The organism is Promicromonospora sp. NPDC090134 (assembly GCF_044746965.1).
Classification (GTDB): domain Bacteria; phylum Actinomycetota; class Actinomycetes; order Actinomycetales; family Cellulomonadaceae; genus Promicromonospora.
Map to the genome: position 1 here is coordinate 17775 of NZ_JBIVCZ010000013.1, position 18677 is coordinate 36451.

At 73.7% G+C, this 18677-nt stretch carries 15 protein-coding genes; 7 read left to right on the forward strand and 8 right to left on the reverse strand.

The window, feature by feature from the left end; all coding sequences use genetic code 11:
- Window positions 1–82: 82 nt before the first annotated feature.
- The 8 genes from ACIPN7_RS26555 to ACIPN7_RS26590 are packed head-to-tail and all read right to left on the reverse strand — an operon-like array spanning window position 83 to window position 10938.
- The gene (locus tag ACIPN7_RS26555; RefSeq protein WP_400549633.1) at window positions 83–2803 is read right to left on the reverse strand and encodes a beta-L-arabinofuranosidase domain-containing protein; all 2721 of its coding nucleotides are present in this window, start codon (window positions 2801–2803) and stop codon (window positions 83–85) included.
- Window positions 2796–4238: an aminopeptidase P family protein gene (locus ACIPN7_RS26560; RefSeq protein ID WP_400549635.1), complete on the reverse strand. Its 1443-nt coding sequence runs from the start codon at window positions 4236–4238 to the stop codon at window positions 2796–2798. The genes ACIPN7_RS26555 and ACIPN7_RS26560 overlap by 8 nt, the downstream gene beginning before the upstream one ends.
- A complete protein-coding gene (locus tag ACIPN7_RS26565) occupies window positions 4235–5527 on the reverse strand; it encodes an alpha/beta fold hydrolase (protein ID WP_400549637.1) in 1293 nt (430 codons plus the stop codon). The genes ACIPN7_RS26560 and ACIPN7_RS26565 overlap by 4 nt, the downstream gene beginning before the upstream one ends.
- Window positions 5524–6375: an ATP-binding cassette domain-containing protein gene (locus tag ACIPN7_RS26570; RefSeq protein ID WP_400549639.1), complete on the reverse strand. Its 852-nt coding sequence runs from the start codon at window positions 6373–6375 to the stop codon at window positions 5524–5526. The genes ACIPN7_RS26565 and ACIPN7_RS26570 overlap by 4 nt, the downstream gene beginning before the upstream one ends.
- Window positions 6372–7244, reverse strand: coding sequence for an ABC transporter ATP-binding protein (locus tag ACIPN7_RS26575; RefSeq protein ID WP_400549641.1), 873 nt, complete (start codon window positions 7242–7244; stop codon window positions 6372–6374). The genes ACIPN7_RS26570 and ACIPN7_RS26575 overlap by 4 nt, the downstream gene beginning before the upstream one ends.
- The gene (locus tag ACIPN7_RS26580; protein WP_400549643.1) at window positions 7241–8233 is read right to left on the reverse strand and encodes an ABC transporter permease; all 993 of its coding nucleotides are present in this window, start codon (window positions 8231–8233) and stop codon (window positions 7241–7243) included. The genes ACIPN7_RS26575 and ACIPN7_RS26580 overlap by 4 nt, the downstream gene beginning before the upstream one ends.
- Entirely contained in the window at window positions 8233–9222 is a 990-nt protein-coding gene (locus tag ACIPN7_RS26585; protein ID WP_400549645.1) for an ABC transporter permease, read from the reverse strand. The genes ACIPN7_RS26580 and ACIPN7_RS26585 overlap by 1 nt, the downstream gene beginning before the upstream one ends.
- A 3-nt stretch (window positions 9223–9225) precedes the next feature.
- Window positions 9226–10938, reverse strand: a complete 1713-nt coding sequence (locus ACIPN7_RS26590; RefSeq protein ID WP_400549647.1) for an ABC transporter substrate-binding protein — start codon at window positions 10936–10938, stop codon at window positions 9226–9228.
- 299 nt (window positions 10939–11237) lie between these two features.
- Between ACIPN7_RS26590 and ACIPN7_RS26595 the strand changes: the two genes are divergently transcribed.
- From ACIPN7_RS26595 to ACIPN7_RS26625, 7 genes are read left to right on the forward strand one after another with little or no spacing between them, the layout of a single operon-like run.
- The gene (locus ACIPN7_RS26595; RefSeq protein ID WP_377248987.1) at window positions 11238–11918 is read left to right on the forward strand and encodes a GntR family transcriptional regulator; all 681 of its coding nucleotides are present in this window, start codon (window positions 11238–11240) and stop codon (window positions 11916–11918) included.
- Window positions 11919–11970: 52 nt separating this feature from the next.
- Complete coding sequence (locus tag ACIPN7_RS26600; protein ID WP_400549649.1) at window positions 11971–13191, forward strand: NAD(P)/FAD-dependent oxidoreductase; 1221 nt, start codon at window positions 11971–11973, stop codon at window positions 13189–13191.
- Window positions 13188–13550, forward strand: coding sequence for a (2Fe-2S)-binding protein (locus tag ACIPN7_RS26605; RefSeq protein ID WP_400549651.1), 363 nt, complete (start codon window positions 13188–13190; stop codon window positions 13548–13550). Before ACIPN7_RS26600 ends, ACIPN7_RS26605 begins: the two co-directional genes overlap by 4 nt.
- Window positions 13547–15037, forward strand: a complete 1491-nt coding sequence (locus tag ACIPN7_RS26610; protein ID WP_400549653.1) for an FAD-dependent oxidoreductase — start codon at window positions 13547–13549, stop codon at window positions 15035–15037. Before ACIPN7_RS26605 ends, ACIPN7_RS26610 begins: the two co-directional genes overlap by 4 nt.
- A 1-nt stretch (window position 15038) precedes the next feature.
- Window positions 15039–15956 carry a dihydrodipicolinate synthase family protein gene (locus ACIPN7_RS26615; protein WP_400549655.1) on the forward strand — a complete coding sequence of 306 codons (918 nt, stop codon included), beginning with the start codon at window positions 15039–15041 and terminating at the stop codon, window positions 15954–15956.
- A gap of 48 nt (window positions 15957–16004) precedes the next feature.
- The gene (locus ACIPN7_RS26620) at window positions 16005–17006 is read left to right on the forward strand and encodes a proline racemase family protein (protein ID WP_400549657.1); all 1002 of its coding nucleotides are present in this window, start codon (window positions 16005–16007) and stop codon (window positions 17004–17006) included.
- A gap of 37 nt (window positions 17007–17043) precedes the next feature.
- On the forward strand, window positions 17044–18537 hold the full coding sequence (locus ACIPN7_RS26625) for an aldehyde dehydrogenase family protein (protein ID WP_400549659.1): 1494 nt from the start codon (window positions 17044–17046) through the stop codon (window positions 18535–18537).
- Window positions 18538–18677 lie beyond the last annotated feature (140 nt).

Below are 18677 nucleotides of genomic sequence, written 5' to 3' on the forward strand. Positions count from 1 at the left end.
TAGACGCCGCCACCGACACCGGCCGGGCGCCCACGACGTGTCAGACGCACAGGTCACCCGGGTGACCTGTACGTCTGACACGTCATTCCGCGTCCGCGGGCGGGAGCACCAGGGTGCGGACCGGCTCCTGGTTGCCCGCCCGGTCGGTCGCGGCGAACTCGATCACCTGGGGCACGTCGGACAGCGCCCGGCTGAACGGCTCGGCGAACGTGGCCCAGAACGTGTCCGGCCCCTTCCACCGGATGCTGTCCACGCCGGAGACGTCGTCGACGGCGGCGAGGTTGATCTCGACGCCCCGCGGGCCCAGGCGCCTGGTCGTCACCGTGGTGCGCGGCGGTCTGGTGTCGACGCTGACCTCGCGCACGACGCGGCGCTCCCGCCCCGCCTCGTCGACGGCGCGCGCGGTGACCGTGTGCACGCCGTCGGACAGGACCAGGGGTGCAGGACCGGCCAATTGCCACGGCTCGTCGCCGACGCGGACCTCGACGACCGGCTCGCCGACGTCGACCCGCGCGGAGACGGTGAGCTCCGGCGGCCGGAGGTACCAGCCCGTGACGCCGGGCGCGGTGGCCGCGACGATCTCGACGCGGGGCGCGGAACCCTCGTGCGTGGTGGTCGGCGCCCGTGACAGGAGCGCGGCCTCCTCGGTCTCCCGTGCAGCAACGTGCCCGACGCCGTCGTCGTCCTCCCGCCCGACGGCGGAGCGCGCCGCCGCCACCAGCACGTCGCGTGCCTCCGCGGCGCTCAGCAACCCGAGCTCCACGAACTCGTCCGTGGTGCGCAGCACCGCCTCGAGGAACCCCGCCCGGTCGGCGAACCCTCCGTCCGCCCACAGGACGTCCAGAAAGGTGCGCGAGTCCGCACGCGCCGCGTTCGGCACGCCCGAGTCAGCCGCGGGGTCCGTCCCCGCGAACGCGATGCGGGCGTCGGCCCGGCGCAGGTACATGTGGTACCGGGCGTCCGACCCGGACCACGTCGGCTCCAGCACGAGGTCGCCCAGCCGCCAGGTGCCGTCGTCGGCCGGGGTCAGCGGGGCGTCCAGCGTGCCGTCGAGCCGCCGCCAGGTCGCGGCCTGGATCGGCAGCCAGGTCGTGGCGGCGCTGCGGGCGAGCAGCACCGTCGGCCCGAGCTCCAGGGTGACCACGGACGTGTCGTCCGGGGCGGGCACCTCCCGCAGCGTCAGCGGCATGTCGATCTCGACGACGGTGCCGGGGCGCCAGTCGCGCCGCACGGCGACGTACCCGCCGTCGGCCCGCACGGTCTGCGCCTCGCCGTCCACCCGCACGCTGAACCGCGCAGCACCCGTGGCCCAGCCCGGCACCCGCAGGCGCAGCTCCAGGTCGCCGGTGGCGTCGACCCGGATCCGGCTGGCGCCCTCCAGCGGGTAGGCGGTCTCCTGCACGATCCGGACGCCAGCCTCCGGCCAGCTCGCCGTCGACGCCACGTAGAGGTTGACCCACACGGTCCGGGTGCCGCCGTCCGGAGCAGCCGCCCGGAAGTACACCGAGTCCTGGTACTTGACGTGGTTCTCCAGCCCGGTCCCGCCGCAGCAGGTGCCCACGTTGTCGTACTCGCGCAGCGCCCCCGGGTGCACGGGGAACATGTACGTCACCTCGGGCGAGTCGTCCGAGCCGACGTCGTGCCGCGAGCCCAGGACCTGGTTGGTCACCGCCCGCTCGTAGTAGTCGGCGAACCGCGCCTCGCCGGTGCGCTCGAACAGGGCGCGCGCGATCTTGAGCATGTTGTAGGTCACGCACGTCTCGGCGTTCCGGTTGCCGATGTCGCCGGCAACCGCGCCCGCCGGACCCCAGAGCTCGTTCTCGCCGGAGCCCCCGTGCGCGTAGGTGCGGCCGGGCACGAGCATGTCCCAGAGGTGCACGACGGCGTCCGTGTAGCGCGCCTCGCCGGTCAGGTCGCCGAGCGCGAGGTAACCCAGCAGGGTCGCGGCGTGCTGGTTGGCGTGCATACCGTCCAGCTCGTCCCGGCCCGCCGCCGCGAAGTCCAGCAGCGAGTCCAGGTCGAACAGGCGGGCGGTCTCCACGAAGACCTTGTCGCCGGTCAGCACGGCGAGGTCGCACAGCACCTCGTTCATGCCGCCGGCCTCGCCCGCGATGTACAGGGCCCACATCTGCGCGCGCTGCTCGGCGGGCAGCACCGAGAGCCGCCCGTGCACCCACCGCCCCATCTCCGCGGCGACGTCCAGCGCCACGACCGAGCCGGTGTGCCGGTGCGCGTCGAGCAGCCCGGCCATGATCTTGTGGCACGTGTAGTACGGCGCCCAGATCTCGCCGTAGGGCGCGAGGCCCTCCAGGCGGGAGAACTGCCACTCGCCGTAGGCCGCCAGGAACCCGGGGTGGCTGTAGCGGCCGGTCGCGGCAAGCGTCTCCTGGACCTCCCGCAGCCCCTCGACCATCGCGTCGACCCTGGCGCGCAGCTCGTCCCGCACCACGGCGTCGTCCGCGCCGCCCGCCGCGAGCGCCAGCATCGACAGGAAGTGCCCCGCGTAGTGCCCGCGCAGCAGGTTCGCGGTGGGCGCGGCCTCGCGGCCCGGGTAGTCGCCGGGGCCCCAGGCGACCTCGTCGGGGTGGCCGAAGTCCTCCCAGCCGCCCGGCGGCAGTGCGCTGCGCGTGTCCAGCCCGGCGTTCGCGCGGAACACGGCCAGCAGCCGGTCCACGGGGTAGACACGGGCCAGGTGCAGCATCTGGTCCCGGGCGCGCGTGAAGACGCCGTCGTGCAGGACGACGTCGGCGAGCGGGAACGGCTCGGCCACCCGAGCCGGCGCCTGGAGCACCGCCTCAGGCATCGCCGATCCGCTCCGTGGTCCAGCGCTCGATGCCGGCGGCGTCGATGGGCAGGGCGTCCGAGAGCACCTCGGCGCCGTCGGCGGTGACCAGCAGGTCGTCCTCCAGCCGCACGCCGATGCCGCGCAGCTCCGGCGGCACCGTCTCGTCGTGGGCGTGGAAGTACAGGCCCGGCTCCACGGTCATCACCACGCCGGGGGCCAGGGGAGCGGCCTGGTACGTCGGGTAGTCGGAGTGGGCGCAGTCGTGCACGTCGAGCCCGAGGTGGTGGCCGATGCCGCAGACGAGCCAGCGCCGGTGCTGCTGGCCGCCGGGCGAGAGCGCCTCGTCGACGGAGACGTCCAGCAGCCCCCAGTCGTGCAGCCCCTGGGCGATGACCTCCATGGACGCGAAGTGGAAGTCGAGGTACTCCACGCCGGGCCGGATCTGCGCCATGCCGGCGCGGTGCGACTTCTCCACCAGGTCGTGCACCTGCCGCTGCACGGGGCTGAAGGTGCCCGACGGCGGGATCGTGCGGGTCACGTCGGCCGTGTACAGCGAGTTGGCCTCGACGCCCATGTCGAGCAGCAGCGGCATGTCGGGCAGCACCGGGCCGTCGCACCGCACCCAGTGCAGGGTCGGGGCGTGCGGCCCGGAGCCGACGATCGTCGAGTAGCCGGGCCCGTTGCCGAACGTGCGCGCGTGCCGGTCGAACGTGCCCTGCAGCCAGCGCTCGCCCAGGCCCCCGATCGCGCGCGGCACCTCGCGGGCCACGGCGTCGAACCCGGTCACGGTGTGGTCGATCGCCTCGCGCAGCTGACCGATCTCCCAGTCGTCCTTGATCATCCGCAGGTCGGACAGCGCCCGCGCCAGGTCCTCGGACGGCTTGAGGCCGAACCGGCGCACCAGGTCGTCGTCGACCGACGGCGAGGCGAGCGCGCCGTCGAGGGTGTCCAGCACGCCGTCGAGCGCGGCCCGCGGCTCGACCGCGATGCCGAACGCCTCGGCCCACGCGGCCAGGTCAGGGGAGGGCCCCACCCAGAGCTCGCCGTACGCGGCGTTGCCGAAGAAGTCGCTCTCGCCGGGCTTGGCCGGCGGCGGCAGGTACAGCGTCGCGTCGTGCCCGCCTCCGCTCGCGCGCAGCACCAGGACGCCGTCCTCGGCCTGCACACCCGTGAGCCACACGAAGTCGCTGTCGGCGCGGAACCCGTACATCGCGTCGCCGTTGCGCAGCGGCGCGCGCCCGGCGCTGACCACCGCGTCGCGCGCGCCGATGCGCTCCGACAGGCGGCGGCGGTGGTCGGCGGCGGCCTCCGGCGCGCCCGGGATCACCGGGACGACGACGTCCGGCGCGCCCCAGCCGCGGGCCATGTGGGCGTTGAACGCGTCGCTCGCGGCCAGCCGGGGCGCGCGCGTGCCCGCGTACGGGGGCCGGCCAGGGGTGTGGTGCGTGCTCATCGAATCTCTCCTCCTCGGTCGCGGACCAGCTCACGCAGGCGCTCCAGCACGCGCGCGTCACCGATCCCGTCGTGCTCGTACTCGTTGGTGACCCACGCCTGCGCCGACCCGACCCGCGAGAGCGTGTCGAGCTGCAGGCCGGAGTCCACGAACATGTCGTCGTGGTAGACCACCGCGGCCAGGGGCACCTCGTTGGCCGCCAGGCGGTCCAGGTCGTACAGCGGCGACCACTCCTGGCGCGCCGCCAGCTCGTGCACCGCGCCCGCGAACGGGCGCAGCAGCCGGATCTCGTCGAACATCCACGGGAACGCCATCTCGCCCGTGAACAGCAGCGGACGCCGGTCCGCGTCGAACTCCGGGCGCCGGTCCCGCTCCGCCTGCGCGGCCCAGCCCGTGGGGCCGTTGCCACCGTGCCCGTAGATCGACTCCTGCAGCGTCCAGAACAGCGGCCCGTCCGCCTGCGCGGTGCGGACCATCGCCTCCTGCAGGAACCCCGCCGACAGCCGGCCCGGCGCCACGAACGCCTTCTCGACGAACCAGTGCAGCCGCTCCGGACCCGGCTTCATGCCCAGGTCGATGCCCATGGACTGGAACCGGTGGGTCGTCAGCACGTCGCCGTCCGGCAGCCGGACGTCGCCCTCGGCGAGCCGGTCCGCGATCGCCGCCACCGCGTCGACGTCGGCCGGGTAGCGCCGGTAGAACTCCGCCGTCTTCCCGGCCACCCGGCCGAACGTGCGGCGGTAGACCTCCGCCGCGTCCGGCGGCGTGCCCGGGATGCCGCCCGCGACGTAGCAGGCGCGCAGCGCCTCCGGCGCCACCGACAGGTACGTCAGGGTGATCCAGCCGCCGAAGCTCTGCGCGAGCGTCGTCCACGGCCGCCCGCCGTAGACCTCGCGGCGCACGTCCTCCAGGTCGGCCACGATCGAGTCGGCCCGGTAGCACGCCAGCAGGTCGGCACCCGCACGCGCGCCCAGCCCCGCCAGCGCCTCGCCGTCCAGCGGCGAGCTGCCGCCCGTGCCGCGCTGGTCCACCAGCACCACGCGATGGTCGCGCAGCGCCACGTCCAGCCAGCCGTCCCGGCGCAGCGGCCGCGGGTTCGCCCCGCCCGGCCCGCCCTGCAGGTACACCAGCAGGGGCAGGTCCTCGTCGCCGCGCGTCGGGTCCACCAGCTCGCGGACCAGCAGCGACACCTCGCCGCGCAGCCGGCCCGAGCGGTCCAGCGGCACCGCGACGCGGCGCTCGCGGACGCCGATGCCCGGCAGCAGGTAGGTGGTCCAGCCCGCGCTCATGCCGTGGCTCCCGCCGCGAGCGCCGCGTTGCGCCGTCGTTCCCGCTCCCACTCGGGGCGGATGCGGGGCACGGCGTCGAGCAGCTTGCGCGTGTACTCGTGCTGCGGGGCGTCGAAGACGGCGTCGCGGTCGCCCTCCTCGACGATCCGGCCCTGGGTCATCACCGCGACCCGCGTGGCGATCTGCCGCACCACGGCCAGGTCGTGTGCGATGAACAGGTAGGTCAGGCCCTCCTCGCGCTGGAGGTCGCGCAGCAGGTTGATCACCTGCGCCTGGACGGAGACGTCCAGGGCCGAGACCGCCTCGTCGCACACCACGACGCGCGGCCCGACGGCGAGCGCGCGGGCGATGCCGATGCGCTGCGCCTGGCCGCCGGAGAACTGCGCCGGGTACTTCTGCGAGTGGTCCGGGTCCAGCCCGACCCGCTCCATGAGCGACCGCGTGAACGCGCGGGCGCCGCCCGGGATGCTGCGCTGCTGGTACAGCAGCGGAGCGGTGACGATGCGCTCCACGGTGTGCCGCGGGTTGAGCGAGGAGTAGGGGTCCTGGAAGACCACCTGCACGTCGCTGCGGAACTGCTGCAGGGCGGACCGCCCGAGACGGGTGACGTCCTCGCCGTCGAGCTCGACGGTGCCGGAGGTGGCGTCGAGCAGTCGGGCGGCCAGGCGCGCCGTCGTCGACTTGCCCGAGCCCGACTCGCCCACCAGGGCGAGCGTGTCGCCCGCGTCGATCTCGAAGCTCACGTCGTCCACGGCCCGGAAGGTGTCCGGGCGGCGCAGCAGGCCGCCGGTGCCCAGCACCGGGAACTCCTTGACGAGGTTCGTGGCTCTCAGGAGCGGCGTGCTCATGCGGGGCCTCCGTTCTGCTCGTTCTTCGCCGGGGCGGCGTCGCCGGCGGGCGCGGCCGTGACCGCGCGCAGCTCGCCGATCTCGTCGTCGATGCGCGGCACGGCGTCGAGCAGCGCCTGGGTGTAAGGGTGCTGCGGCCGCGTGAAGATCTGCTCGACGGCGCCGCGCTCGACGCACACACCGTCCTTCATGACGACGATGTGGTCGGTGACCTCGCTGACCACGGCCAGGTCGTGCGTGATCAGCACCAGGCCGGTGCCGGTCTCGCGCCGGATCTCCTGCAGCAGGTCGAGGATCTGCGCCTGCACGGTGACGTCGAGCGCCGTGGTGGGCTCGTCGGCGATGAGCAGCTCGGGCTCGGTGCTCAGCGCCATGGCGATCATGACGCGCTGGCGCATGCCGCCGGAGAACTGGTGCGGGTAGTGGTCCACGCGCCGGGCGGCGTCGCGGATGTGCACCCGTTCCAGCGCCTCGATCGCGACCCGCCGGGCCACGCGGCGCGTGGTGCCGGGCCGGTGGGCGCGGTACGCCTCCTCGATCTGGAGCCCGACCGTGTAGTACGGGTTCAGGGAGGACAGCGGGTCCTGGAAGACCATCGCGATGCGGTCGCCGCGCACGCGGCGCAGCTCGGCCTCGGACAGCCCGACCAGCTCCTGGTCGTGCAGGCGCACGCTGCCGGTGCGCCTGGCGGCCCGCGGCTGCAGGCCCATGATCGCCAGGCTGGTCATGGACTTGCCGGAGCCGGACTCGCCCACGATGCCCAGCGCGCCGCCGGGCTCCAGGTCGAGGTCGAGCGAGCGGACGGCGTCGAGCGGGCCGCGCGGGGTGGGGAAGGTGACGGTGAGGTCGCGTACCTGCAGGAGCGTCATGCGTTCACCCGCACTCTCGGGTCGATGGCGGTGTAGACGACGTCGACCACGATGTTGCCGACGACGACGAGGAACCCGGCGAGCAGCGTGACGCCCATGATCACGGGCTGGTCGTTGCGGGCGATGGAGTCGGCGGCCATCTTGCCCACGCCGTTGATGCCGAAGACGGTCTCGGTGATGAGCGCGCCGCCGAGCAGGCCGGCGAAGTCCATCCCGAAGATCGTCACGATCGGCGTCAGGGCCGGCCGCAGGGCGTGCCGGCGCCAGACCAGCGGCTGGGCCAGGCCCTTCGCGTAGGCCGTGCGCACGTAGTTCTCGCGCAGCACGTCGAGCACGTTGGCCCGGGTCAGCCGGGTGTAGGCGGCCGCGTAGCCGACGGCGAGCACGATCCACGGCATGACGAAGTTCGCGAACCACTGCCCGGGGTCGTCGGCGAAGGCGACCGCCTGCGGGAACGGCAGCCACTGCAGCTTGACCACCAGCACGTACTGCAGCACGAGGGCGAGCACGTAGTTGGGGATGGACATGCTGGTCAGCGTCAGGCCGGTGGTGAACCGGTCGAGGAACGTGCCCTCCTTGACGGCGCTGAGCAGGCCGCCGGCCAGCCCGGCGAGCAGCCACAGCACGGCGGCGCCCACGGCGATCGTCGCGGAGACCGGGAGGCGCTGGATGATCATGTCCCAGACGGCCTGGCTGGACTGGAACGAGTAGCCGAGGCAGGGCGCGGCGCAGTCGACGGCGCCGGCCCCCTCGCCGTACGTGCGACCCGCGAAGATGCCGACGACGAAGTGGAAGAACTGGGTCCAGAACGGCTGGTCCAGCCCGAGGTTGCCGCGGATCTGGTCGATGACCTCCGGCGTGCAGTTCTTGCCGCAGATCTGCACCGCCGGGTCCGGCGACAGCGCGAAGAAGATCAGGTACGTGAACAGGCACACCAGCAGCAGCACGCCGAGGCCGGAGGCGGCTCGGGTGATCAGGAACCGGGGCATCAGCGGCCCTCCTGGGCATCGACGACGGCGCGCAGGCGGTCGCCGAGCACGGTGAACGAGAGCACGAGCAGGAACAGGAAGACGCCGGGGAAGACGAAGTACGCGGGATCGACGGCGTACCACTTCACGGACGCGGCGATCATCTGGCCCCAGCTCGGCTCGGGCGGTACGACGCCGACGCCCAGGAAGGACAGGCCGGCCTCGGTGCCGACGTAGCCGGGCACGGCGAGGGTGGCCATCACGATGATCGTGGAGCGCAGGTTGGGCAGGATCTCGCGGAACACGATGCGCGTACCGCTCGCCCCGGCGGCCCGGGCGGCCTCGACGAACTCCCGCTGCGCGAGCGACATGGTCTGCCCGCGCACGATGCGCGCCAGGTAGGGCCAGCCGAAGACGGAGATCACGACCACCAGGAGCGTGGACCGGTTGCCCGCCGGCAGCGCCGAGAGCACCGCGATCATGAAGATGAGTGCGGGGAAGGCCATGAGGAAGTCCATGACGCGCGAGATCACCAGGTCGACGCGGCCGCCGAAGTAGCCGGCCACGAGTCCGAGCGAGACGCCCAGCACGGTGGTCAGCGCGGTGGCGGACAGCGCGATGCTCATGGACACCCGCGCGCCGTAGACGATGCGGGCGAAGATGTCGCGGCCGCTGCCCGGCTCGACGCCGAACCAGTGCTCGGCGCTGACGCCGCCCCAGGGGCCGATCGGCATGCCACCGAGGTTGGGGTCGATCGCGGTCTGGTCGAACTCGTACGGGGTCCAGCCGCTGATGGCGGTCAGGACGGGCGCGAGGATCGCGACGAGCGTGACGAGCACGATGTAGCCGAGGCCGAGCATCGCGCCGACGTCGCGGCGCAGGGTCTGCCAGGTACCGCCGGCACCCGCCCGGAGGGCGCCGGCGGCTGGTGCCGCCGGCGCCTCGGGGGTGTCGCCGGACCCGGCTGCCACGGCCTGGGCGGCCGTGAGCTCAGTCGGGGTGGACGTCATGGATCAGCCCTTCTCGGGGTCCTTGAGGCCGACACCGACGTAGTCGATGCCGCCGCTCGCGGCGTTCGCCGAGGAGTGCAGCCCGGTGACGTTCTCACCCGGCAGGAGGACCGTCTTGGACACCATCAGCGGGACGATCGGCGCCAGCTCGAGGATCTCCTCGTCGAGGTCACCCCACTGCTCGTTCGCCGCGGCGATGTCGGTCATGGCACCGATCTCGTCGATCCGGGCGTTGACGTCCTCGTCGTCGAGCTGGGCGAGGTTCGAGTTGCCCTTCTCGTAGATGTTGCGGCCGTCGAACAGCGGCGGGATGAAGGTCGCCGCCGACGAGGCCCAGTCCGGGCACCAGCCGGTGATGGCGGCGTCGTGCTGCTGCGACGGGGTGCCGATGGTCTCGTAGTAGGTGGACGTGTCGATCAGGTTGAGCTCGACGGTGATGCCGATGCGCTCGAGCGACTGCTGGATCGACTCGGCCTGGGCCTGCATCGACTCCTGCGCGCGGATGTCGAGGGTCAGGGTGAACCCGTCCGACAGGCCTGCCTCGTCGAGCAGCTTCTGCGCGGCCTCGACGTCGCCGGTGCCGTCCGCCGACGGGTACAGGTCGAAGTCCTTGTGACCGGCGACCGCCGGCGGGATGATCGTCGTGGACGGGGCACCGAGCTGCGTGCCGCCGCTCGCGTTCACGATGGAGCTGCGGTCGACGGCGTAGCTGATCGCCTGGCGCACCCGGACGTCGTCGAGCGGCGCCTTGGTGGTGTTCAGGCCCATGTAGGTGGTGCAGATGCCGTCGAACTGCAGCACACGCTCCTGGAGCTGCGGCGTCTGCAGGCGCGGGAGCGTGGCCGGCTGGATGTTGCCGGCGATCGCGTTGACGTCCGCGCCCTGCCCGGCGATGAGGCGCTCGTCGATGGTGGCCGGGTCGAGGCCGATGGTGAACTCCCAGCCGTCCGGCTTGGCGGCACGCACCTCGTCGGTCGCGGGGTCCCAGCTCTCGTTGCGCTCGAGCTTGATGGTGCTGCCCGGCACGTACTCGGCCAGCTTGTAGGGCCCGGAGGCGACGATCTGGTGGATGAACTCGTCGCCGGCGCCGCTGCCCTCGGGGAACGGGGTCGCGTTGACCTGGGAGACCACGGCGTCGAACTCGGGGAACGGCTTCTTCAGGTGGAAGACGATCGTCTTCTCGTCCGGGGTCTCGACGGTCGGCAGGTCACCGCTCTTGTAGGGACCCTCGTAGTCCTCGGGGGCGTCGATCACCTGCTTGAGGTACGGGGAGCCGATGCCGATCTCCGGGTCCCAGGCCCGGGAGACGCCGAACTTGACCTCGGCGGAGGTGATCGGGTCGCCGTTCTCGAACTTCAGCCCGTCCTTGAGCGTGTAGGTCCAGGTCAGACCGTCCTCGGACACCTCGCCGAGGGACTCGGCCAGGTCCGGCACGATCGCGGTCGGGTCGTCCGCCGAGCCCGGCGCGGACGTCGTGAGCTGGCGGTAGACGAGCCGGTAGAAGTTGTTCACCCCGCCGTCCCAGCCGCGGGCCGGGTCGAGGTAGGAGAAGTCGGCGTTCTGCAGCACGTGGACGGTGCCGCCCTCGGCCGGCTCGGCGGCGAACCCGCCGCCGCCCGCGGAGGAGGCGTCGTCCTGTCCGCCGCCGCCGCACGCGGCGAGCGCGAATGTCGTGGCGACGGCGATGACTGCCGTCGTTATCCGGTGGTGCTTCACGGTGTGGCCTCTCGGTCGGTGACTTGCGTCTTTGGTCGTACGGGTAGGGCCCCGGCGCTGCCGTGGTCGTCGTCGACGCGGCCCGCCTTCGATATGTGATGCGTGATATGTTACTGGGACGGTACCGCAGTGTCGATGGGATGAATGTAAACGTCGCGTTTCGGCGGGATAACGCCAGTTCCGAGGGGCGAAAGTCCGGCGAACCAGGCCACGCTCAGGTACCCTCTGGCGGCATTGACGACGGGTTTCCTGTCGTGTGTAATATTCTACTGTCAGAGCCTGACCCCCTGGAGAGCACCATGAGCTCAGCATCATCGACCCCGTCGGTCCGTCGACTGGCGCCGGTCGCGAGCCTGCGCGAGCAGGTTCACCGCGCCCTCGTGGCCGCGATCGTCGCCGGCGAGCTCGAACCCGGCGAGCTGGTCTCGGTGCCGACGCTGGCCGCGCGCTTCGACGTGTCCGCGACCCCTGTGCGCGAGGCCGTGCTGGACCTGGAGCGGCGCGGGTTCCTGGAGGCGGTACGCAACAAGGGCTTCCGCGTCACCCGCGTGAGCGACCAGACGCTGCGGCACGTCGCCGCCGTCCGCATGGTCATCGAGCCCGTGTGGATGGAACGGCTCGCAAGGTCGTTCCCCGTGGGGCAGCTCGGGGAGTTCCGGGCGCTCGCCGACGAGATCGTCGAGGGCGCGCGCACGGGGGACCTCATCGCCTACCTGCAGGCGGACCAGGCGTTCCACCTGCGGCTCATGGGCCTGCTGGGCAACCCGGTGGCCGGCGAGATCGTGGCCGACCTGCGCGACCGCGCGCGGCTGCTCGGGCTCTCGACCATGGTCGCGGGCGGCACGCTGGCCGCCTCCGCCCAGGAGCACCACGAGCTGCTCGACCTGCTCGCGGCCGGCGACGGCCCCGGCGCCAAGGCGCTGATGGAGCGGCACATCGGGCACTCGCTGGGCACGTGGGCGGGCAAGCCCGAGGACTGAGCGACAGCAGGGCAGCACGGCAACAGGACGGCGGAGCGATGAAGGGGTGGACGTGGCAACGGACGTGGTGATCGTCGGCGCCGGGATCGTGGGCGCCGCGTGCGCGCGCTCCCTGGCGCTCGCGGGTGCCTCGGTGGTGGTGCTCGACCGCGGGGCCGCGGCCGCCGGCACCAGCGCCCACGGTGAGGGCAACCTGCTGATCTCGGACAAGGGTCCCGGGCCCGAGCTGGTGCTCGCCCAGGAGTCGCTGCGCCGGTGGACGGCGCTCGCCGGGGAGCTGGCCGACGAGCTCGGCCCGCGGTTCCCGTCGATCGAGCACGACGCCAAGGGCGGCGTGGTCGTGGTGGCCTCGGACGCCGGCCTGGCGGGGCTGCGCGAGTTCGCCGCGGCGCAGCGGGCCGCGGGCGTCGAGGCCGTCGAGGTGACCGGCGCCCAGGCCCGTGAGCTCGAGCCCGACCTCGCGCCCGGCGTCCTGGGCGCGATCCACTACCCGCAGGACGCCCAGGTGCAGCCCGTCGCCGCCGCCGAGGCGCTGCTCGCCTCCGCGCGCCGGGCCGGCGCCGTCGTCCGGACGGGGGTCGAGGTGACCGGGCCGCTGCTGGGGGCCGGCGGGCGCCTGACCGGCGTCACCACCACGCGGGGCGACGTCGCCGCGGGAGCCGTGGTCGTGGCGGCCGGTCCCTGGTCGGCGGACGTCGCGGAGCGGCTCGGCTCCTGGGTGCCCGTACGGCCACGCCGCGGGACGGTGCTCGTGACCACCCCGATGCCGCAGCGCATCCACCACAAGGTGTACGACGGCGACTACTTCGCCGCCACCCAGTCCGCGGGCGCGGAGCTGCAGACGTCGGCCGTCATCGAGTCGACGCGCGGCGGGACGGTGCTGATCGGGTCGAGCCGGGAGCAGGTGGGGTTCGACGAGCGCTTCCGCGCCGAGGTGCTCGCGCAGATGGCGCGCCGCGCCGTGACGGTGTTCCCGTTCCTCGCCGAGACCAACGTGATGCGCTCCTACCTGGGCTTCCGCCCGTACATGCCGGACCACCTGCCCGTGATCGGCGCCGACCCGGCGCTGCCCGGGCTGTGGTTCGCGACCGGTCACGAGGGCGCGGGCGTCGGCCTGGCGCCCGCGACCGGCGACCTGCTCGCGGCAGCGGTGCTGGGCTCCGAGCCGGCCGTGGACCCGCGCCCGTACGCGGCGGACCGCCCCACGCTCCGCGACCTGCGACCCACCCCCTCCGACGTGTCGGAGAACGCTCACGAGGGAGCACGACCATGACGTCGCGCCGCATCCCGGCCGCCGCCGACCCGGTGCGGCCGGGACCCGACCGGCCCCTGACGATCTGGGTCGACGGCGAGCCCGTCACCGGCACGGCCGGGCAGACCATCGCGGGCGTCCTGCTGGGTGCCGGACGGCGCCAGTGGCGCTCGACCGGCCAGAGCGGCGCGCCGCGCGGCGTGTTCTGCGGCATCGGCGTGTGCTTCGACTGCGTCGTGGAGGTCAACGGCCTGCGCGACGTGCGGGCCTGCCTGCGCCGCGCGCAGGACGGCGACGTCGTGGCGCGGCAGGGCGAGCCGTTCGGCGAACCCGGCGGCGGGCGTCCGGACGAGCACGACGGATCGGAGGTGACCCGATGAGCGGACAGGAGCGGCACGTCGTCGTCGTGGGCGCGGGCCCGGCGGGCCTCGCCGCCGCGCGCGCCGCCGCCGACGCCGGGGCGCGGGTCACGGTGCTCGACGCCGCGGACGTGCTCGGCGGCCAGTACTGGCGGCACCTGCCCGACGAGCGTCCGGCCGGGCGCGAGCACCTGCTGCACCACAAGTGGGACACGTACCGCGCGCTGGCCGACGCCCTGCGGGCGCACCCCGCGGTCACGGTGGTCCCGACGGCGCAGGTGTGGTCGCTGGAGCAGGTGTCCTCGCCGGAGCGGCCGGACGGCGGCGTCCGCCTGAACGTGCTCGTCGGGGAGCCCGACGCCGCCGGCCGCGAGGCCGCCTCCTTCGAGCCCGACGCCCTCGTGCTCGCGACCGGCGCCCACGACCGGACCCTTCCGTTCCCCGGCTGGCAGCTCCCCGGGGTCTACTCGGCGGGGGCGGCGCAGGCGCTGGCGAAGGGGGAGCGGGTCGCCGTCGGGCGCCGCGTCGTCGTCGCCGGGGCCGGCCCCTTCCTGCTGCCCGTCGCCTCCTCGCTGCTGCGGACCGGCGCCACCGTGCTCGGCGTGCACGAGGCGAGCCGGACCGGCTCACTCGCCCGCGGCTGGCTGGACCGGCCCTGGGAGCTGGCCGGCGCCGTCGGCAAGGCCGGCGAGCTCGCGGGCTACGTCGGCGAGCTGGTGCGCCACCGTGTGCCGTGGCATCCCGGCGAGGCCGTGGTCGCCGCGCACGGCGACGGCCAGGTCGAGGCCGTGACCATCGCCCGGCTCGACGCCCGCTGGGCGCCCGTGCCAGGGACGGAACGTGAGGTCGAGGCCGACGCCGTCGCCGTGAGCCACGGGTTCACGCCGCGCCTGGAGCTGGCGATCGCCGCCGGGTGCGACCTCGCGCCGAGCCGGTTCGTGGTCGTGGACGACACGCAGGCCACGTCCGTGCCGGGCGTGTGGGCCGCGGGCGAGATCACCGGCATCGGCGGGGCCGACGCCGCGCTCGCCGAGGGCGCCGTCGCCGGCACCGCCGCGGCCGGGGGCGACCTCCGGGCCGCCGGGGCCGCCCGGGCGGGCCGCGCCGCCGGCCGGTCCCGCGGCTTCGCGGCCCGGATCGAGGCCGCCCACGGCATCCGCGGCGGGTGGGTGCGCTGGCTGCGCGACGACACCGTCGTCTGCCGCTGCGAGGAGACCACCTACGGCCGCGTGCGCGAGGTGGTCGACCTGACCGGCTCGCGCGAGACCCGCTCGGTCAAGCTCACCAGCCGCGCCGGGCTCGGCCCGTGCCAGGCCCGCATGTGCGGCCGCACGCTCCAGGAGCTGCTCGACGGCGACGCGTCGGGCGCCGGCGTCGACCGCCGTCCGCTCGTGGTGCCGGTGCGGCTCGGCGACCTGGCCGCGCTGCCCTCGCCTGCCACCGCTCTTCCCACCGCTTCTCTTTCCGCCACCTCACTTCCCACAGCATCCACACCACAGGAGACCTGACATGAACCAGCGATTCGACCTCGGCGGCGTCATCGTCGCCACCACCCTCGCCTTCACGCCGGACGAGTCCGCGCCGGCCGGCCTGGCCGTCGACTACGAGAAGTTCGCCGCGCACTGCGACTTCCTCATCGAGAACGGCTGCCGCGGCGTGGGCCCGAACGGCTCGCTCGGCGAGTACTCCTCGCTGACCGACGACGAGCGCCGCAAGGTCATCCAGACCGCCGTCAAGGCCGTGGACGGCCGCGGCCTGGTCGTCGCCGGCGTGCACGGCGTGGGTTCGCACCAGGCCAAGCACTGGGCCGAGCTCGCCGCCGAGGACGGGGCCGACGGCGTCCTGCTGCTGCCGCCCACGATCTACCGCGCCAACCGCTCCGAGGTGATCGCGCACTACGCCGCCGTGAACGAGGTGGGCCTGCCGATCATGATCTACAACAACCCGATCGACACCAAGGTCGACCTCACGCCGAGCATCCTGGCCGAGCTGGCCCAGCTCGAGAACGTCGTGGCCGTCAAGGAGTTCTCCGGCGACGTGCGGCGCGTGCTGGAGATCAAGGAGCTCGCCCCCGACCTCGACGTCATCGCCGGGGCCGACGACCTGCTGTTCGAGTCGCTCGTGGCCGGCGCCGTCGGCTGGTTCGCCGGGTACCCCAACGCGTTCCCGCGCGAGGCCGTCGAGATCTACACCCTGGTCACCGAGGGCAAGATCGACGAGGCACGCGAGCTGTACCGCCACCTCGTGCCGGTCTTCCGCTGGGACTCGCGCACCGAGTTCGTGCAGGCCATCAAGCTCTCGATCGACATGGCCGGGCAGAGCTACGGTGGGCCCACCCGCCCGCCGCGCGGCCCGCTGTCCGCGGAGCACGAGGCGCAGGTGCGCAAGGACACCGAGGCGGCGCTCAGCTACATCGCCTCGCGCTGACCGACCCCGCACCGGACCAGCACCCACGCATCGAGCACAGGAGCGACCATGCGCAGCAGCAGGACCATCACCGCCGTCGACTCGCACACGGAGGGCATGCCGACGCGCGTCGTCACCGGCGGCGTCGGCCCCATCCCGGGCGACACGATGAACGACCGGCGGCTGTACTTCATGGAGCACATGGACGAGCTGCGGCACTTCCTGATGGACGAGCCGCGGGGGCACGGCGCGATGAGCGGCGCCATCCTGCAGCCGCCCACGCGGTCCGACTGCGACTGGGGCGTCGTCTACATCGAGGTGTCCGGCTGCCTGCCCATGTGCGGCCACGGCACCATCGGCGTGGCCACCGTGCTGGTCGAGACGGGCATGGTGGACGTGGTCGAGCCGGTCACCGAGATCCGGCTCGACACGCCCGCCGGGCTGGTGGTGGCCAAGGTCGCCGTCAGCGACGGCCACGCGGACTCCGTGACCATCGAGAACGTGCCCAGCTTCGTCACCGCCCTCGACCAGGAGGTCGAGGTGCCGGGCTACGGCACCGTGCCCTACTCCATGGCGTTCGGTGGCAACTTCTACGCGCTGGTCGACCTCGACGACCTGAAGCTCCCGTTCGACCGCGAGCGCCAGCAGGACCTGCTCGCCGCCGGGCTCGCGATCATGGACGCGATCAACGAGACGGCGATGCCGAAGCACCCGGAGCTCGACGGCGTCGAGGGCTGCCACCACGTCGAGCTCATCGCCCCCGGGTCGGACGCCCGGCACTCGCGCCACGCCATGGCGATCTACCCGGGCTGGTTCGACCGGTCGCCGTGCGGCACGGGGACGTCAGCCCGCATGGCCGAGCTCTGGGCGCGCGGCGAGCTGGCCCTGGACACCGACTTCGTCAACGAGTCGTTCATCGGCAGCCGGTTCGTCGGCCGCCTGGTGGGGGAGACGACGGTCGCGGGCGTGCCCGCCGTCCTGCCCACGATCACCGGCCGTGCCTGGGTCACTGGCACCGCCAACTACCTGCTCGACCCGACCGACCCGTTCCCCACGGGTTTCGTCTTCTGAGCCCGACCGATCCACAGCCTGCCTGATGAGGAGCCCCATGACCGCCACCGCGGCGTCCGACCTTGACCGCACCGTCGACGACGTGGCCCGCCGGGCCACCGAGGCGTTCGCCGGGTTGTCCCGGGCCACCCCCGCGACCCGCGCCGACGGCCTGCGCCGCGCCGCCGCGGCCCTCGGCGACCACGCCGACGAGCTCGTCGCCACCGCCCACGTGGAGACCGGCCTCGCCGAGGCGAGGCTGCGCGGCGAGCTCAAGCGCACGCAGGTGCAGCTGCGCCTCTTCGCGCACGTCGTCGAGGACGGCGCCTACCTCGACGTCCGCCTCGACGAGGCCGACCCCGACTTCGTGCTCGGCCCGCGCCCCGACCTGCGCCGCGCCCTGTGGCCCGTGGGACCCGTGGTCAACTTCGCGGCCAGCAACTTCCCGTTCGCGTTCTCCGTGGCGGGCGGCGACACCGCGGCGGCGCTCGCGGCGGGCTGCCCCGTGATCGTCAAGGCGCACCCGGGGCACCCCTGGCTGTCGGAGCGCACCGCCCGTATCGTGGCCGGCGCGCTCGTCGAGGCGGGTCTGCCGGAGGACACGCTCCAGCTCGTCACCGACCAGGACGCGGGCGTGGACCTGCTGGAGCACCCGGCCGTGCGTGCCGCGGCGTTCACCGGGTCGCAGCGCGTGGGGCAGCTCCTGGCCGCCCGGGCGGCCGCGCGCCCCGACCCGATCCCATTCTTCGGCGAGCTCGGCAGCGTCAACCCGGTGCTGGTCTCGGCGGCGGCCCTGGAGGAGCGCGCGGACGTGCTGCTCACCGGGTACGTCGCGAGCGTGTCCGGCTCCGCCGGGCAGCTCTGCACCAAGCCGGGCTTCCTGCTCGTCCCGGAGGGCACGGCGTACGACGACGCCGTGGTCGCCGCCGCGGCCGACGTGCCCGAGCACCGGCTGCTCAATCCGTCGATCGCCGACGGCTACGAGCGCCGCGTCGGCCAGGCGCTGGCCGTGGACGGCGTCCGCGTGGTGCGCTCCGGCGGCTTCCGCCGCGACGCCGACGGCCAGGCCTGGGTGACGCCGACGTTCGTCTCGGTGCCGCTGGACGTGCTCCGGGGCGCCGGGGACGCGGTGCTCGACGAGGTTTTCGGACCGTTCTCCGTGATCGTGGAGTACCCGGCCGGGACCGACCTGGCCGCCGTCGTCGGCGAGCTGTTCCCGGGGAACCTCACGCTGACCCTGCACCTCGGTGCGGGCGAGACGGGCGCGGAGCAGTCGGCGCTCGTGGGCGCGCTGGGCCGCTGTGCGGGGCGCGTGCTGCTGGGCGGCTGGCCCACCGGCGTCGCCGTGACGCCCGCGATGCAGCACGGCGGGCCGTCGCCCGCGACGACGACGGACGGCACGTCGGTCGGCACGGCCGCGATCGGCCGGTTCCTGCGCGGGGTGACCTTCCAGGACGCCCCGCAGGAGCTGCTGCCCGCGCCGCTGCGCGACGACAACCCGTGGGACGTGCCGCGCACGGTGTCGCCGCGGGGAGCGTCGGCGGAGTGGTGACGAGTTCGGCAGTCCGCTGACCCCATCCCTGGCGGTCGGCAGTTTGCTTCGAGGGGGGGCCAGGGCGGGGGCCCCCCGGCCGCAAAAAGCCGCGTGGGGTGGGGCCCAAGCCCCCCCCCGGCGCCCGTGTGCGACCCCCA

Coding starts and splice junctions, on each gene's coding strand:
- ACIPN7_RS26555 (WP_400549633.1), bottom strand. CDS start 2,803: ATGCCTGAGGCGGTGCTCCAGGCGCCGGCTCGGGTGGCCGAGCCGTTC.
- ACIPN7_RS26560 (WP_400549635.1), bottom strand. CDS start 4,238: ATGAGCACGCACCACACCCCTGGCCGGCCCCCGTACGCGGGCACGCGC.
- ACIPN7_RS26565 (WP_400549637.1), bottom strand. CDS start 5,527: ATGAGCGCGGGCTGGACCACCTACCTGCTGCCGGGCATCGGCGTCCGC.
- ACIPN7_RS26570 (WP_400549639.1), bottom strand. CDS start 6,375: ATGAGCACGCCGCTCCTGAGAGCCACGAACCTCGTCAAGGAGTTCCCG.
- ACIPN7_RS26575 (WP_400549641.1), bottom strand. CDS start 7,244: ATGACGCTCCTGCAGGTACGCGACCTCACCGTCACCTTCCCCACCCCG.
- ACIPN7_RS26580 (WP_400549643.1), bottom strand. CDS start 8,233: ATGCCCCGGTTCCTGATCACCCGAGCCGCCTCCGGCCTCGGCGTGCTG.
- ACIPN7_RS26585 (WP_400549645.1), bottom strand. CDS start 9,222: ATGACGTCCACCCCGACTGAGCTCACGGCCGCCCAGGCCGTGGCAGCC.
- ACIPN7_RS26595 (WP_377248987.1), top strand. CDS start 11,238: ATGAGCTCAGCATCATCGACCCCGTCGGTCCGTCGACTGGCGCCGGTC.
- ACIPN7_RS26605 (WP_400549651.1), top strand. CDS start 13,188: ATGACGTCGCGCCGCATCCCGGCCGCCGCCGACCCGGTGCGGCCGGGA.
- ACIPN7_RS26610 (WP_400549653.1), top strand. CDS start 13,547: ATGAGCGGACAGGAGCGGCACGTCGTCGTCGTGGGCGCGGGCCCGGCG.
- ACIPN7_RS26615 (WP_400549655.1), top strand. CDS start 15,039: ATGAACCAGCGATTCGACCTCGGCGGCGTCATCGTCGCCACCACCCTC.
- ACIPN7_RS26620 (WP_400549657.1), top strand. CDS start 16,005: ATGCGCAGCAGCAGGACCATCACCGCCGTCGACTCGCACACGGAGGGC.
- ACIPN7_RS26625 (WP_400549659.1), top strand. CDS start 17,044: ATGACCGCCACCGCGGCGTCCGACCTTGACCGCACCGTCGACGACGTG.